Origin of the sequence: Jiella pacifica (genome assembly GCF_010500815.1) — a bacterium.
Classification (GTDB): Bacteria; Pseudomonadota; Alphaproteobacteria; order Rhizobiales; family Rhizobiaceae; genus Jiella; species Jiella pacifica.
Genome location: NZ_JAAAMG010000038.1, coordinates 1 through 13,884 on the forward strand (window position 1 = coordinate 1; position 13,884 = coordinate 13,884).

Genomic DNA, 13,884 nt, shown 5'->3' on the forward strand with positions numbered 1-13,884 from the left:
CGGCCTCGACTTCGGTCGCCTCGCGCGATGCGGTGGTGACAACCCGCGCGCCCGCCGCCGCGAGGCCCAGAACCATCGCCCGGCCGAGCCCGCGCCCGCCGCCCGTAACGATCGCGACCTTGCCTTCGAGTCGCTCGCCGCTCACCGGTTCAGTGCCTGCATCTGAGGTGCGGCATAGCGCGTCCCTGCGGCAGCGCCGGGCGGCAGGATGCGGTCGATCCGGGCGCGATCCTCAGCGGTGATCCGCACCTCGATCGCCTCCACGTTTTCCTCAAGCCGCGCGCGCTTCTTGGTTCCCGGGATCGGAACGATGTCCTCGCCCTGGGCGAGGAGCCACGCGAGGGCGAGCTGGGAGGGCGTGCAGCCCTTCTCGCGGGCCATCGTCTCGATCTCGGCCACCAGATCGAGGTTCTTCTGGAAGTTCTCGCCCTGGAAGCGCGGAGCGTCGCGGCGGTAATCATCCTCGGCGAGATCCTCGATGCGGCGGATCTGTCCGGTGAGAAAGCCCCGTCCGAGCGGGCTGTAGGCCACATAGCCGATGCCGAGTTCGCGCACGGTCGGCAGGATCTCCTCCTCCGGCTCGCGGCTCCACAGCGAATACTCGGTCTGGAGAGCTGAGATCGGATGCACGGCATGGGCACGGCGGATCGTCTCCGGCGCCGCCTCAGAAAGCCCGAGGTAGCGGACCTTGCCAGCCTTCACCAGCTCGGCCATGGCGCCCACCGTTTCCTCGATCGGTGTTTCGGGATCGACCCGGTGCTGGTAATAGAGATCGATATGGTCGACCCCGAGTCGCTTGAGCGACGCGTCGCAGGCCTGGCGCACGTATTCCGCATCGCCTCGAATGCCGAGATATTCACCGTTCTCGCCGCGCACGTTCGCGAACTTCGTCGCGAGCACCACCTGGTCGTGACGGTCGCCGATCGCCTTGCCGACCAGGACCTCGTTAGTGAAGGGGCCGTACATGTCGGCGGTGTCGAGGAATGTGACGCCAAGGTCGAGTGCCCGGTGAATCGTCGCGACTGCCTCGGCCTCGTCGCGACTGCCGTAAAATTCAGACATCCCCATGCACCCGAGGCCGAGTGCTGAAACCTCAAGTCCTTCCGAGCCGAGCTTGCGAATATGCATTTCTTGTTCCCAACGCTTTGCGCCCTGACACGATGCAATGCACCCTGGCCATCGCGGTTCCCGCTGCAAAGGAGTTAAAACGAGCGGACACTCTGCAAACTTGAAGATCCCTCGGCAACCGGTATCCTATCCCGCAGGGATCGGCTCGGCCGGTCAGCAGGATATGGGAGTTTCGAGTGTCAAGACTGAAGATAAGCATTGTTGCCTTTGCAATCCTGACCCTTTCAGGCGCCGTGGCAGCCTCTCAGGAGTCGCCTGAACTCCCGGCCGACCTTCCGCCCAAAGGCAGCGTCAAGCTTTCACAACTGATCTCGGAAACCGAAGGGCGTGCAGGATTTCACGCCATCAAGAGTATTTCTTACTCACGCGGGGAATACGAAGTCGTATACTATATGATGGATGGAGCCGAAGTACGGCTGAATTTCGATGTGAAGACGGGCGCGGTTAAACCTCCCAAGAGCGGAGGACTGTTTGGGGGATAACAAATACAGGCAGATAGATGATCAGTGCCGATGCCACTCTAATTGTCAGCAGGCGAAAATTGAGCGGGGCCATTCCATGGTTGCTTTGGGTTCACGGAGAGTGCAACCCCGATGATGGCTGGACGTCTCTCAACGGCCGATTACCGACGGCTCGCGACCGTGCTGCGGGTCCTCGGAGAGGCCGGCCTTAAGCCTACTTTGGCTCGCCTCGGGCTGATTCGAACCCAAAATGTACAGTCATTTGACGATGCGGAAGCGGAGGCTTTCGTCCGCGCACTGGAGCGTCTCGGCCCCACCTTCGTCAAGCTGGGGCAGATCATGGCAACGCGCGCGGATCTGCTTCCGCCCGAGCTGACGGAGCGTCTGAGCCGGTTGCACGACGCCGTCGCGCCCGTGCCGTTTGAGGAAGTACGTTCCCAACTCGTGGATGACCTCGGCGCTGATCCGTTAGAGGTGTTCGCCGAGTTCTCGGCAGTGCCCATCGCTGCCGCGTCCATTGGTCAGGTCTACGAAGCCCGGCTGCGCACGGGCGAGTCTGTGGTCGTGAAGGTACGGCGGCCGGGCATCGAGGAGGTGATGCGCGCCGACCTGCGGCTTCTCACGGCCGCCGCACGGGTGATCGAACGGCGGGCTCCAGGATTCAGGCGACATCAACCTGTCCGCGTGGTCGGGCAGCTCGCGCAAGCGCTTCTCGAGGAGATCGACTTCAGGATCGAGGCACGCAACCAGGAGGATGTCCGTTGTCGGACCAGCGTCTTTGTCGTGCCGCGTGTCCATCCGCAGTTCAGCACGAGCAGGACTCTGGTCAGTGATCGTATCGTTGGCAGGAGCCCCAACCAGGCATTCAGGCTTTCGGAGCCGGCGCTCGCCCGCGCACTTGCCCCGGAAGCAGCCCAGGGGCTGTTGGCCTTGATGCTTCAAGAGAGCGTGTTCCATGCCGACCCTCACCCCGGAAATGTGCTGGTCACGTCGGAGGGCCGGCTCGCCTTGCTCGACTTTGGCTCGGTCGGGCGGCTTTCAGCGAAGCGTCGCGAACAGGTGCTCGTCGTTCTCGGGTCCCTGGTCGATGCCGACGTCGGGGCGGTCACGGACGTCCTGATGGACTGGGCTCGCCGATCGGGCCCGCCGCCGCCAGGTCTCGAACCGGCCGTCGATCAGTTCTTTTCGCGCTACGGTGCTCAATCGGGTCGCGATATCCGTCTCGCCGAGGCGATCACGGAATTCATCTCGATTGCCCGGGAAAACGAACTTGCGCTCCCGCCCGATCTCCTCCTCTTGATGCGAGCGCTTGGTATTTCGGAAGGCTTGGCCAGAACACTGGACCCTGACCTGGACGTGGTTGAGGCCATCACGCCAGTCATGCTGAAAGTCTTCGCGCAACGCTTCAGCTTTAAGGCGTTGGCGGCGCGAGGGTTTCGGGCATTCAAGGAGCTCGATCAGCTCGCCAACATAGCGCCCGAGGCTCTGCGGAGGGTCGTGGCTCGACTGAAGCGCGAAGGAATCGCCGTCCAGGTTTCAGTTGCGAATCTAAATGATCTCAGCGACGCCCTGCGCCGTGCCGGCGACACCTTGGCTAATGCCGTGGTGGCGGCGGCACTGATTCTCTCGGGCGCTCTCTTCTCGCTGTCGTCGGGTGAAGACCCGACGCGATCCGTTATTTCTCTGGTTGCGTTCGGGCTAGGCGTGATTATCTGGCTGCTCTTTGTGCTGCGCCGTCGCAACTGAAGGATCAGCATTGATGGGGACGCGGCGGGCCTTTCCCTGGACCCACGCAGCTTTTGGAAGATCCACCGTCAGTAGACCATCCTGAAGGGTCGCTGTGATGCGCTCCGGCTCTACGGCTTCGACCAAGGGCACGAGCCGGTCAAGCGCCCCTCCGCTCCGGCCTTCCGTCGAAAGCTTGGGGCCGCTCAGTCGAACCGAATGGGGGTGGCCTCCAGCAACAGCTCGTCGCGGCTGTAGCCGGGGACTTGGAATACGACGGTCACCTTCTCCAAGGTTTCCAAAACAGAGAAGTTTGCGTCGGCCTGGCCCCTGAACTCGGTGCTGCGGACGGACCCTCGCCAAAGCCTGCCGAGTCCGCGAGCCAGAACGCCGTCATATCCGACACGCGCCGTCAGCGCCGTACCGCCAAGCTTGATCTGAATGTCGCCGATCATTGGAATACCTCCGCTTCCGCCATAAAATGACGTCGCTGCGCGGCTAAATCAAGGCAACCGCAGACGCCACCACAGCAGAACCGGCGCGCCGCCGACCATGGAAAACCTCACAGATTTTTACAAGCCCCAGCCGACCAGCGAGCGGCGGAGACGGGCGCAGGCCCTGGCCGATGCCATGGGGCCGGGCGATCCCGGTTTCGACATGAAGAAATTCACCGACGATATGTGGGGCGAGAAGTGATGCTCGCCGGCACCTCCATCGCCGAAATGAAAGCAGCTTAACTCCCGGGCCCCGGACCCACGCTGACGGTGCAGCTCTGTGTCTCGCCGGTTTGATAGACCTCCTGACGACAGGCGTTTAGCGCCTCGCGGTTGTTGTTCGCCAGTAACCAGGCCGATTGCAGGAAACCCCAGCCTCCAGGACTATCGGCCGCCATCATGTCCATGCCGGCGTTCCAGCGATCTTCGCCCACCGTTATCGCCGCCATGCGAGAGCCGATCGCGATCGGCAGGATGTTGCCGAGAAGAGGAAACAGCGCGAGGCCGGCGAGGAGGCCCGCCGCCGCCGTCCATATCAGCCATTTGCGCTGCTCGGCCTTTTCTCGCGACATGCCAATGATGCGGGCGAGCTGGCCCCGCTCCTCGGCGCTGGTCCTGATCGCCTGATTGAGGTTTGAGACGGTATCGCGCACCATCCTCGTGCCGATCTGCTCGATGGCCTGGGCTTGGGCGGCGGGTGTCGTCAGAAGCGCCGGGTGCTTCTCGATTACGCCGAGCCGCTGACTCACGTTCGCCAGCTCCTTGGCGATGCGCCCGAGATCGGGGCTGTAGTCCGCCGGCTGCCCGAATTTCTCGAACTGGTCGAAGGCCGCCTCCAGCCCACGCCGGATGACGGTCATTTCCGCACCGAGCTGCGCGCCCTGTTTCTCGACGGTCTGCCGGAGCGCATCGAACACCTGGGCCGGGTCGCCCGCCTCGACGGACGCGTCCTCTCCATAGCCCTCGCGTTCCTCGATCCTCATGGTGTCCAGTCTCCTTTCGGCATCCTACCTCGACAGGCCATACCCCTGAGAGAGGCCGCGCGTGATCTTTTGCTCCAGCTCCCGGCCCATGTTCTGGCCCTCTCTGACCATGCTGATCCCTAGCTCCTTGGCTCGGCTGCGCACGATGGATTCGGCCTGCGGGTCGCGCTCGATCGCGCCGGCGAGCTGGCGCATCTGCCCCTCGACCTGCCCGCGCGCCTCATCGTGCTTGAAGCCGCGAAGCTCCTGGCGCTGCGCGCTGAGGTCCTGCCAGCGGTCGATGAAGCGATCCGCCCTGACGTTCGGGTCTGCGAGGCTCGCTCGCTCCCTCTCCATGCCGGTGGCGAGCTGGCCGACGCGCTCCCGGCCGACCAGCTCCGTCATGGCGCGCGGCATTGTGCTGTCATGCTGCAGAGCCGAATGCAAGACGGCGAGCGACCCCGGCCGCGCCTGTTCGAGCTGCTTACCGGCGTCGCGCAACGCGATCTTCTGATGCTCGAGAACAGGCAGGCCGTCTTGGCCCATCTTGTCGGCCGCGCTGTAGGCCCGTGCATAGCGGTCGACCGCGCTCTCGAATCCGGACAGCGGTCTCAAACGATCGCCTCCTGAGCTATGCTCGGGCCTACCCTGTTCCAGATTGGCCGGCGCCGGCGCCGATGCTCGCGCCTCCACTTCCCTTTCTGGACCCTGGGAGCGCTGGGGAGCGGCATTGAGCCGAAGACCGTCGAACATACCGCGCCGAAGTGCTTCGGCTTTCTCCGGGCGTTCCTGGCCCTGCTCGCGGGCTGACGCGCCCCGCGCCTGGCTCTGCTCGGCCGGATCAATGCCGCGGTTTAATTTCAGCCCTGCGAACATACCGTGCCGCAGGACCTCGGCCTGATCCGGCGTGAGGTTCCGCCCGGCGGCGCGCGGGGTTCCAATCTCGCTGCGAGTTTCCCTTGTCCGTTGGGCGGCCTCCCGCAAGACGCGTTCCGGCACCCGGATTTCGCTCTCCGTTGTGATCCCGCGCCGCTCGGCGAAGCTCTGCGAATAATCCAGCGTGACATCCTTCGCCCGCTCGCGGCTGAGGGTCCGCACGAGCTGGCGATGGTCGGCCAGGTCCTCGCGGCCGTAATGCAGCTCCACCCCCTCGCGGTGCCGCGACAGCCCGACATAGGCCGCGTGCCGGTCCATGTGGCCTGTCGCCAGCACATGCGCCCGGTCGACCGTCACGCCTTGGGTCTTGTGAATGGTCGCCGCGTAGCCGTGGTCGATGTGGTCATAGTCGCGCAGCTCGAACGCGACTCGGCGTCCCTCCTGGCCGTCCAAGCGCACTGTGAGCCGTGCGGAAGCCTCCTTGCCTTCGCCCGCCCGCTCGATGCCCTCCACCGTGCCGAGCGTGCCGTTCTTCACCTCCATGGAGCGCTCATTGCGCAGGAACATCAGCCGGTCGCCTATGGCGAAGGACCGCTCCCCGCGCTCGGTCTGAACGACATGATCGGCGCCCAGCTCACCGGCCTCATGCAGCTTGGCGCGGGCGCCGGCGTTGAGCTCGCGCACATCGGCGCGCGTGTAGGCCAAGATCACCTGCGACTGATCCGGCTGCGCCTGCCGTGCCTCGTTCCACCGCTCGATGAGGGCCGCCCTGGCGCCCTCGCGCGTGGCGTGGGCGTGGACGGCGCCGGCGGCCTCATAGCGGTCGAGGGCCTTGGCCGTGCCGCCCGTCGCCAGCTCGCGCGTCGCGTCCTGTTGCCAGAGGGTGCGCTGTCGGCGGATCTCCGTGATCTCGGCCGCTCCGTGCCGCTCGGCCAGCGCCCGGAACGCCGCCCCGGCCTCGATCGCCTGGAGCTGCTCGGGATCGCCGACCAGCACCACCTTGGCGCCAGCGTCACGCGCGGCCGACAGCACCCGTTCCATCTGCCGCGAGCCGACCATGCCGGCCTCGTCGATCACCAGCACGTCGCGGCTCGTCAGCTCGTCCCGGCCGCGCTCCCAGGCATATTCCAGGCTCGCCAGCGTCCGGCTCTGGATTCCGGAACCGCCTTCCAGACCCTCGGCCGCGATGCCTGACAAGGCGGCGCCGCGAACATTGTAGCCCTCGGCCTCCCACGCCTCACGGGCCACGCCGAGCATGGCGCTCTTGCCCGTGCCGGCATAGCCGACGACAAGCACCAGGTCCTTATCGCCCGTGACATGCGCCAGCGCCGTGACCTGATCCTTGCCGGGCACCATGCCCCGATCGTTCGCTGCTTCCAGCGCATGGACGAGCGAGGCTCGGCTGACACGGTGCCCACGGCCGTCGGCGAGCCTGTCGGCCGCCCGCTCCATCCGCTGCTCGACGGCCATCATCTCGCGCGTGGTGAAGCGCTCACGGCCGCGGCCGTCCTGACCGAGCCGCACGATCTCCGGCGAGGCTTCCACTTGGGCCATCACCGCCCCGAACTGTTCGGCCCCGTCCGTGTGCCGATTCACGAACCGGGCGAGGTCCTGGCGCGTGAAGGTCGAGTGCTGATAGGTCATCGACCTCAGCGCAATCTCCGGCTCGGCCAGGATGCGCTCGCCGTTCCGGCGCGCAACATCCCGATGCTCGGCTGCACGCTCGGCATCCTCGCCGCGCGTCTCACGACGCATCCCCGCCGGCCCAATCTTGCCTTGCGGCTCCAGCTCGACACCCTGCGCCGCCAGTGTGCGATGGTCGATCCGGACATCATGGCCCAGCTCGGCGCAGCGCTGGTTGACGTGATCGGCCCAGCGCTCGCGCCAGCCGGTCAGCTCGGCCGTAGCGTTCCACTCCCGCACCTTCTTGCCGAAGCCCTCCGGCCCGACTTCGCGCATCGTCAGCATCACATGCGCGTGCGGCTTCGCCTGCCCCTGCGCATCATGATCCCAATGCACGTTGAGATCCGCCACCATGCCGCGGTCGACGAACTCGGCTTGCACGAAGTCGCGGGCGAGCTGCACGCCATCGTCGCGGTTCAGCTCGCGCGGCAGGGCGAACTCCACCTCACGGGCGAGCTGCGCATCCTTGCGTTTCTCCGTGGCCTCGACCTCGTTCCACAATGTCGTGCGATTGGAAAGCCGCGCCGGTGCCCCCTCCGGAGCCAGGATCTCGGAATGAACCACGCCCGTCTTGGCGGTGAAGTCGTGGGCGCGGCCGAGCCGATCGTCATGCAGCTCTGAGGCCGAACGATACGCGGCCGCGGCCACGGCGCTGCGCCCGGCGCCCCGCGATATCACCTTGGCCGAGAAATGATAGATCGCCATGCCGGCGCTGCGTCCCCTCGCAAATCACCGATCAAGGTAGCTGTAAACTACCGTGAAGGCCAGTCCAAGTCGCATCGCCCAAGCGCACGTCGCGCAGCGACGTATAAGCGCGCACTCAAATTCTGACGGCTTTGACGTGACAGGCGCTGTGCCGGTGGCTAGATTGGCGGCGAGTCGGGGGCGTGAGGGGCAGCTAAGCCAATGGTGACAGCTCTTGCCTATGTCGGCGCTGCTATTGCAGAAATTGCGGGATGCTTTTCGGTCTGGGCCTGGTTGCGGCTTGGTGCGTCGGCTTGGTGGCTTGTGCCCGGCATGGGCTCGCTGGTGATTTTTGCCTTTCTGCTGACGCTCGTCGACTCGGACGCCGCAGGGCGAGCCTATGCAGCCTATGGCGGCGTCTACATCGCAGCGTCGATCACATGGCTCTGGCTGATCGAAAGCCGGGTGCCCGATCGCTGGGACTTGATCGGGGCAACTGTGTGTCTCGTCGGTGCTGCGATCATCTTGGCGGGGCCGCGCTCGGCAGCAACTTGAACATCATCACAGGGGGATGAACCATCATGCGCAAGCCTCGCGACATCGACGCCGAACTGAAGGCGCTTCAGGAGAAGGCTAAAGCCCTCAAGGCGCGGCAGAGAACGCAACTCGGCGAGCTGGTCATCGCGACCGGCGCCGATACGCTGGACATGGAGACGCTGGCGGGTCTGCTGCTCAATGCTGTCGACGAGAAGCACGCCGACAAGCGGGAGGGCTGGCGCCGGCGCGGCGCCGAGTTCTTTCAACGGCGCGCGCGCCGGAACGCGAACGGCGCCGGCGACACTGCTTCGGGAGCTGACGGCAACACTGGCGGCGCTGCGTCGCTCGGCGGAGGCGCAGAGACGGGCTGAGGCATGGCGCGCGCGCATGGACACCCGAGACTGGGCCAAGGCGCGCCGCGATCGTACGCGTCACCTCATCGAGCTGGGCGGCCTCGTCCAGAAGGCCGGCCTGGTCGAGCTGACCGGAGACGATCGCGCCGCTATGCTCGGCGCCTTCCTCGATCTGGCGGGGATGCTCAAGACTGAGCGGCCGAACACACCCTCGCGCGCTGAAGTCCTCGCCCATTGGCGGCGGCAAGGACGCGCCGCGTTCGAGGCCGATGAGGCTACCACAACAACGAACGACGCCGAGGAGCGCTGATGCGCGGCTGTCTTTCGCCTTTTAGCTCACTTCATCCAGCAGCTGGGAACAGCCGATTGCCGCAACCGTCTCTCGTGTCGGCAAACGTATAGAACATTGGATGTTCACTGTGGAGCCGTAGAACCGTCACGCGATCCGAATAGACAGCCCCATCAGGGTCGCCGAGCGGCCTCTCCGATTTGAGGGATGGTTCCGATGTTCAACCTTTTTCGCCAGAAGCATGACCCGACAATCGTCTGCGCTCTCCTGGATGGAGCGAAGCCGCCTTCGTTCTTGACCACCGTTGCCTGGGAGTACGAAGGCAAGGCCGACGAGATCCGGAGCGAGCAGCTGGAGTTCGACAAGCCCTCGCTCGACGCGGTTCTTCGGCAGAACGGCTTTTACCTGTTCACCCGCCATTGAGCCGGACGCATCGGATAGGCACCTCGCTAGGCACCTCGCACAGCTTCACCTCGGAAGATGGAGGAGAAGTCCTCTGCCGGCCGTTCTTGAATGTAATGCATTGTTGCATTACTTCTTGGGCACTGACAGGAGGGTATGGCCATGACGACGCTGACCGTTACCGCGCGGGGGCAGGTCACGTTCCGCAAGGACGTGCTGCAACATCTCGGCATTCGGCCTGGAGGAAAGATCCATCTCGATCTGCTGCCAGACGGTCGGGCCGAGTTGAAGGCCGAACAACCGAAAGGCTCCTTTCGCGAGCTGCACGGATTTTTGAAAGGCAAGACCAATGGCAAGCGGCTGACCATCGAGGAAATCAACGATGCGATCGCCGAGAGCGGAGCACTGGCCGGTGCCGGCAAGGAATGAAGATCACCGTCGATACAAACGTGCTGCTGCGCGCCTTCATTGAGGACGATCCCGCACAAAGCCAGACAGCTATTGAGACACTGGAAGGCGCTGAAATCGTCGCCGTCAGTCTGCAGTCTCTTTGCGAGTTCGCGTGGGTGTTGAAACGCCAGTATGAAGCCTCGCGCGCGGACATCGCCTCCGGCATCCGGGCGCTGCTCGACACGCAAAATGTTGTCGTCAACCGCCCTGCCGCAGAAGCAGGCCTGACAGTGCTGGAAGCTGGCGGCGACTTTGCGGACGGCGTCATTGCCTACGAGGGCAACTGGCTTGGCGGCGAAACCTTCGTCTCCTTCGACAAGAAGGCGGTCAAACTCCTGACCGACCAAGGACAGTCAGCCCGCCTGCTGGGATGATCGGATAGCGCCTGAAACGGTCAGGGCGTCAGGTTTGTTGCTGATCCTGAAGCCTTAGCCGGTACCCTCAGCAACAATCACCGCCGCTTGACCGAGGTTCGCCGTTTCGCTGCGGCGGGAGCGCGGAACGCCGAGCAGCGGCAGGCGGCAGAAATGGCCATCAAGGGCAACGAGGCCAAGATCGAGCGCATCGACGCGATGATGGAGCGTAGCCTGCAATTCAAGACCCTGCCCGATGGCAGCTACGTCTCCTTTGACCCCTCCTCTGGCGAAGTGCAACAGCTTGGCTCCGCGCCGGCTGGGGCATCCAATGGCACCTATGGCAAGCCGCCCTCTGGCTTCATGTACGATCCCGAAGACCCGACGCGCCTGACACCCATCCCTGGCGGCCCCGGTGAGCAAATCTCCGGGGAAGGCCAAATCGGCCCGAAGCTGCGAAAACGGCCCCAGTGCATTATTGGGACACAGATATACGGTAGGCGCGCTGGCTTGGTCATGACGCGCCGATCCTGAGCGGCAGGAACCCGTCGGCATCGACGGCGAGGCTGTCGGACCAGACGTAGTCGCCAGTGAAGTTGATATTATCCCAGCCGAGGGGCGAGAGCTGTGGGAGCAGCCCTTCGTCGAAGGCCATGCCGCTGTGGCGCATCGCATCGATGACGCGGCCGAGATAGCGGCAGTTGAACAGGATGATCGCGGCGGTGACGAGGTTGAGGGCGGAGGCGCGGGTGGACTGGTTCTCGTGCCCGCGGTCCCGGAAGCGGCCAAGACGATGGAATGCGACAGCCCGGGCGAGCGAGTTCCTCGCTTCGCCCTTGTTGAGTTCGGCGGTGACGAGACGGCGCAGTTCAGGATCCTCGAACCAGCGCAAGGTGAACAGCGTCCGCTCGATGCGGCCGATCTCGCGGAGCGCGGCAGCCAGACTGTTCTGCTGCCGGTATGCCGAGAGTTTCTTCAGAATCAGCGAAGGCGTCACCACGCGGTCTCTCATGGCCTGAATGACCCGTTGGGCGTCGTCCCAATGGGCCCGGATCAGCCCGGCATCGAGGCGATGGCCGAAGAGTGGCTCCAAGCGGCCGTACCGGGTTTTGGGCTCGAACGCGTAGAGCTTGCGATCCGACAGACGTGGAATCCGCGGCTCGAACGACAGTCCCAACAGATGCATCACGGCAAAGACGATGTCCGACACGCCGCCGCCATCGACATGGAGCGCGGCGATATCGACGCTGCTTTCATGGCCGAGAATTCCGTCCATCGAATGGATGGCCTCGCCGGCGGTGCCGGAGATGGCCTTGCCGTGCAGCGGCGCCTGGCGTCCGGTGATCGTGGTGTAGATCTTGACGATCGCATCGCGCCCGTAGTGGGCGTTGACGACGCCGCCGGCCTCGCCGGGGCCGCCGAGATAGAAGGCCTGCCCACCCGCCGACGCCCGCCACCCGTCGCCGAACCAGGCCGACAGCGGCTCGGCGTGGATGGCGTCGGTGAGGGAGGTGAGAGCCGCCCGGAACGTCTCCTCGCGCATGTGCCACGTCTGCATCCGCAGCAGGGCTCGCCGCGAGCCGGCGCCGCAGACTTCGGCCATGCGGGACAGGCCGAGATTGGTCGCCTCGGCGATGAGCGTCGCCATGAAGGCCCGGGTGTCGGTGGGAGGCAGACCTGTCGAGACATGGCCGAAGTGGCTGGTAAACCCCGTCCAGTGATCGACCTGGTCGAGCATGTCGGTAATCCGCAAGCGTGGCATCAGCCGGTAGATGGAGGCGGACGCTGCATCGTGGCGGGCGACCTCGCCATCCTTGCGTTCCTTCGGGAACCGGAGCTTGCCACCGGTGAACATCGCCGCGTCCTTGCCCGGCAGACCGCGTGCGGCCGCAAGGAGAGCCGCATCGAGTTCGGCTGATCGGGTTTCGATATAAGTGTCGGCGTCGATCACCGGCATGACTGGCAGCCGCGCCGGATTGACCGGTGTTGCCGACGTAGCCGGGCTGAGCAGCGCATCGAGCGAGCGGTGAATCCGCGATGTCGGAACCCACACGTCGCCGCTGGCAAGGGCACTGGCCAGCGCGAAGAACGTGGCCAGTTCGTAATAGGTCCGGTTGATCGAGCCGTTGTCGAAGACATGCCGATGCCAGCGTCTTTCGATATGGCCGAGCGGCAAGTCCGCCGGCAGCGGTTTGCGGCCATCACCCCCATGATCGCGGAGCACGGCGACCGCATCGAGCAAGGACCGGGAGGCACGTTGGCCCTCGAACGTAAAGCTCGCCAGGAACCGAGCGCCGATCTGCTTGAACACGCGGTGCTCGTGGGACAACTCGCCAACGACGTCGGACTTTCCGGGACGGACGGTTCGCCGGATGAGGGCGGCATCGGCTTCGACAACATCGAGCGCGACAATCGCGGTGACGGCGGCGGCAATATCGCCCTCCACCCTGGCGGCCTGCACAAGAGCATCCAGAACGTCGGCGATGCGGGTCAATCGGGCGCGGCCCTGTTCGGCCGAGGCGGCGATCATTTCCTCGAGCCGCTTGCGGGCATGAAGGTTGGCGCGGCCGACGAGCGACTGGAACATGGAAAGGACGGCATCGGTCAGCGTGACCTTGAGCTCGATCAACGTCGCCATCATGACGGTGTGTCGACGGGCCTGCCCCATCTGCTGGAAGGCCTGCGCCGTAAGGAGACTGCCTTCCCTAGCCATCTGCGCCATGCGAGGACCGAACTCGGGCGGGTCGATAGCGACGTCGCTGGCGATCGTCCGAATGAGGGCAAGCTTGTCGAGGAGCTCGAGAAGCGGCCGTCCGCCGACCCGCGAGGGCGGCTCACGCAGCCACGAGAGACGGCTTTGACGAACATGCATCTTATCCGACAGAAGGGTGTCCAGCGCCAGGCGCTGCGAGTCCGAGAGACGGGAACTGACCTCGGTGATCACCGCCGCGTCGGCCGCATGCATCGCCGCGGCGGCCATGCGTTCAATCACGCTGATGCCGGGAATGATGATCCGCTCGGTGCGCATCCGCTCGATCAACCTGTCGAGCAGAATACGGCCGTCAGTCAGACCCATCGCTTCGCACGCTGCCCAGGCGGCGAACTCGCCACGGACCGGCCCAATGAAGTCTCGGAAGCCATGGCGCTGGCGGATCGTGGCCAACTGCTCGTATCGGGTGGCGCCGCGCCGGGCAAAGAGGGCGATGGCATCACTGTCGGCGCCGATCTGTTCGGCGATATGATCCAGCATCATGCCCGGCAGCAGTTCGCCGCGGCGAAGATATCGGCCGGGATAGCGCAGGCAACAGAGCTGAAGCGCGTAGCCGAGCCGGGTCTCGGGTGTCCGGCTTGTGGCGATCGCCGCGAGATCGTCTGCGGTGAGGCTGTGATGCCGCACGACGTCGTCTTCCGTGTCCGGCAACGCCAGCAGCGCCTCTCGCTGCGTCTTCGTCATCGATATCCGCGCCGGCATCCCTCATCCCTTCAC

General features: G+C 64.9%; 17 protein-coding genes. 10 read left to right on the top strand and 7 right to left on the bottom strand.

The window, feature by feature from the left end; genetic code table 11:
• A partial coding sequence (locus tag GTK09_RS25390) for an SDR family NAD(P)-dependent oxidoreductase (RefSeq protein ID WP_163466210.1) occupies positions 1-145 on the bottom strand: 145 nt, incomplete at its 3' end.
• Positions 142-1,128 (bottom strand): aldo/keto reductase, encoded by a 987-nt coding sequence (locus tag GTK09_RS25395; protein WP_163466211.1) that lies wholly within the window; start codon positions 1,126-1,128, stop codon positions 142-144. The genes GTK09_RS25395 and GTK09_RS25390, both read right to left, overlap by 4 nt.
• 176 nt (positions 1,129-1,304) lie before the next feature.
• Here GTK09_RS25395 and GTK09_RS25400 point away from each other — a divergent pair, with 176 nt between their 5' ends.
• Together GTK09_RS25400 and GTK09_RS25405 are read left to right on the top strand one after the other, a co-directional pair.
• Positions 1,305-1,610, top strand: coding sequence for a PepSY domain-containing protein (locus tag GTK09_RS25400; protein WP_162142677.1), 306 nt, complete (start codon positions 1,305-1,307; stop codon positions 1,608-1,610).
• A gap of 111 nt (positions 1,611-1,721) precedes the next feature.
• Entirely contained in the window at positions 1,722-3,335 is a 1,614-nt protein-coding gene (locus GTK09_RS25405; protein WP_163466212.1) for an ABC1 kinase family protein, read from the top strand.
• Here GTK09_RS25405 and GTK09_RS28185 read toward each other — a convergent pair.
• Both GTK09_RS28185 and GTK09_RS27670 read right to left on the bottom strand, forming a co-directional pair.
• Complete coding sequence (locus GTK09_RS28185; RefSeq protein WP_376768055.1) at positions 3,288-3,587, bottom strand: Hsp20/alpha crystallin family protein; 300 nt, start codon at positions 3,585-3,587, stop codon at positions 3,288-3,290. The two genes, GTK09_RS25405 and GTK09_RS28185, sit on opposite strands and share 48 nt — an antisense overlap.
• Positions 3,521-3,769 (bottom strand): hypothetical protein, encoded by a 249-nt coding sequence (locus tag GTK09_RS27670; RefSeq protein ID WP_246218128.1) that lies wholly within the window; start codon positions 3,767-3,769, stop codon positions 3,521-3,523. Before GTK09_RS27670 ends, GTK09_RS28185 begins: the two co-directional genes overlap by 67 nt.
• A gap of 97 nt (positions 3,770-3,866) precedes the next feature.
• Here GTK09_RS27670 and GTK09_RS27275 point away from each other — a divergent pair, with 97 nt between their 5' ends.
• Positions 3,867-4,010, top strand: a complete 144-nt coding sequence (locus tag GTK09_RS27275) for a hypothetical protein (RefSeq protein WP_203561205.1) — start codon at positions 3,867-3,869, stop codon at positions 4,008-4,010.
• 37 nt (positions 4,011-4,047) lie between these two features.
• Here GTK09_RS27275 and GTK09_RS25420 read toward each other — a convergent pair whose 3' ends face one another.
• Both GTK09_RS25420 and traA read right to left on the bottom strand, forming a co-directional pair.
• Positions 4,048-4,791: a DUF6118 family protein gene (locus GTK09_RS25420; protein WP_246218129.1), complete on the bottom strand. Its 744-nt coding sequence runs from the start codon at positions 4,789-4,791 to the stop codon at positions 4,048-4,050.
• 24 nt (positions 4,792-4,815) lie between these two features.
• A complete protein-coding gene (traA, locus tag GTK09_RS25425) occupies positions 4,816-8,034 on the bottom strand; it encodes a Ti-type conjugative transfer relaxase TraA (protein ID WP_163466215.1) in 3,219 nt (1,072 codons plus the stop codon).
• 201 nt (positions 8,035-8,235) lie between these two features.
• Here traA and GTK09_RS25430 point away from each other — a divergent pair, with 201 nt between their 5' ends.
• From GTK09_RS25430 to GTK09_RS25460, 7 genes are all read left to right on the top strand, one after another.
• Positions 8,236-8,568 carry a YnfA family protein gene (locus GTK09_RS25430; RefSeq protein WP_163466216.1) on the top strand — a complete coding sequence of 111 codons (333 nt, stop codon included), beginning with the start codon at positions 8,236-8,238 and terminating at the stop codon, positions 8,566-8,568.
• A 26-nt stretch (positions 8,569-8,594) separates the two neighbouring features.
• On the top strand, positions 8,595-8,921 hold the full coding sequence (locus GTK09_RS25435; RefSeq protein ID WP_163466217.1) for a conjugal transfer protein TraD: 327 nt from the start codon (positions 8,595-8,597) through the stop codon (positions 8,919-8,921).
• A gap of 16 nt (positions 8,922-8,937) precedes the next feature.
• The gene (locus GTK09_RS25440) at positions 8,938-9,213 is read left to right on the top strand and encodes a conjugal transfer protein TraD (RefSeq protein ID WP_163466218.1); all 276 of its coding nucleotides are present in this window, start codon (positions 8,938-8,940) and stop codon (positions 9,211-9,213) included.
• Positions 9,214-9,408: 195 nt separating this feature from the next.
• Positions 9,409-9,615, top strand: coding sequence for a hypothetical protein (locus GTK09_RS25445; protein WP_163466219.1), 207 nt, complete (start codon positions 9,409-9,411; stop codon positions 9,613-9,615).
• 141 nt (positions 9,616-9,756) lie between these two features.
• A complete protein-coding gene (locus GTK09_RS25450) occupies positions 9,757-10,023 on the top strand; it encodes an AbrB/MazE/SpoVT family DNA-binding domain-containing protein (RefSeq protein ID WP_163466220.1) in 267 nt (88 codons plus the stop codon).
• Positions 10,020-10,418 (top strand): type II toxin-antitoxin system VapC family toxin, encoded by a 399-nt coding sequence (locus tag GTK09_RS25455; RefSeq protein WP_163466221.1) that lies wholly within the window; start codon positions 10,020-10,022, stop codon positions 10,416-10,418. The genes GTK09_RS25450 and GTK09_RS25455 overlap by 4 nt, the downstream gene beginning before the upstream one ends.
• Before the next feature lie 87 nt (positions 10,419-10,505).
• Complete coding sequence (locus GTK09_RS25460) at positions 10,506-10,931, top strand: hypothetical protein (RefSeq protein ID WP_163466222.1); 426 nt, start codon at positions 10,506-10,508, stop codon at positions 10,929-10,931.
• Here GTK09_RS25460 and GTK09_RS25465 read toward each other — a convergent pair.
• Positions 10,912-13,869, bottom strand: coding sequence for a Tn3 family transposase (locus GTK09_RS25465; RefSeq protein ID WP_312869960.1), 2,958 nt, complete (start codon positions 13,867-13,869; stop codon positions 10,912-10,914). The genes GTK09_RS25460 and GTK09_RS25465 overlap by 20 nt on opposite strands.
• Positions 13,870-13,884 lie beyond the last annotated feature (15 nt).

Coding starts and splice junctions, on each gene's coding strand:
- GTK09_RS27275 (WP_203561205.1), top strand. CDS start 3,867: ATGGAAAACCTCACAGATTTTTACAAGCCCCAGCCGACCAGCGAGCGG.
- GTK09_RS25465 (WP_312869960.1), bottom strand. CDS start 13,869: ATGCCGGCGCGGATATCGATGACGAAGACGCAGCGAGAGGCGCTGCTG.
- GTK09_RS27670 (WP_246218128.1), bottom strand. CDS start 3,769: ATGATCGGCGACATTCAGATCAAGCTTGGCGGTACGGCGCTGACGGCG.
- GTK09_RS25435 (WP_163466217.1), top strand. CDS start 8,595: ATGCGCAAGCCTCGCGACATCGACGCCGAACTGAAGGCGCTTCAGGAG.
- GTK09_RS25430 (WP_163466216.1), top strand. CDS start 8,236: ATGGTGACAGCTCTTGCCTATGTCGGCGCTGCTATTGCAGAAATTGCG.
- GTK09_RS25445 (WP_163466219.1), top strand. CDS start 9,409: ATGTTCAACCTTTTTCGCCAGAAGCATGACCCGACAATCGTCTGCGCT.
- GTK09_RS25455 (WP_163466221.1), top strand. CDS start 10,020: ATGAAGATCACCGTCGATACAAACGTGCTGCTGCGCGCCTTCATTGAG.
- traA (WP_163466215.1), bottom strand. CDS start 8,034: ATGGCGATCTATCATTTCTCGGCCAAGGTGATATCGCGGGGCGCCGGG.
- GTK09_RS25450 (WP_163466220.1), top strand. CDS start 9,757: ATGACGACGCTGACCGTTACCGCGCGGGGGCAGGTCACGTTCCGCAAG.
- GTK09_RS25405 (WP_163466212.1), top strand. CDS start 1,722: ATGATGGCTGGACGTCTCTCAACGGCCGATTACCGACGGCTCGCGACC.
- GTK09_RS25440 (WP_163466218.1), top strand. CDS start 8,938: ATGGACACCCGAGACTGGGCCAAGGCGCGCCGCGATCGTACGCGTCAC.
- GTK09_RS25395 (WP_163466211.1), bottom strand. CDS start 1,128: ATGCATATTCGCAAGCTCGGCTCGGAAGGACTTGAGGTTTCAGCACTC.
- GTK09_RS25420 (WP_246218129.1), bottom strand. CDS start 4,791: ATGAGGATCGAGGAACGCGAGGGCTATGGAGAGGACGCGTCCGTCGAG.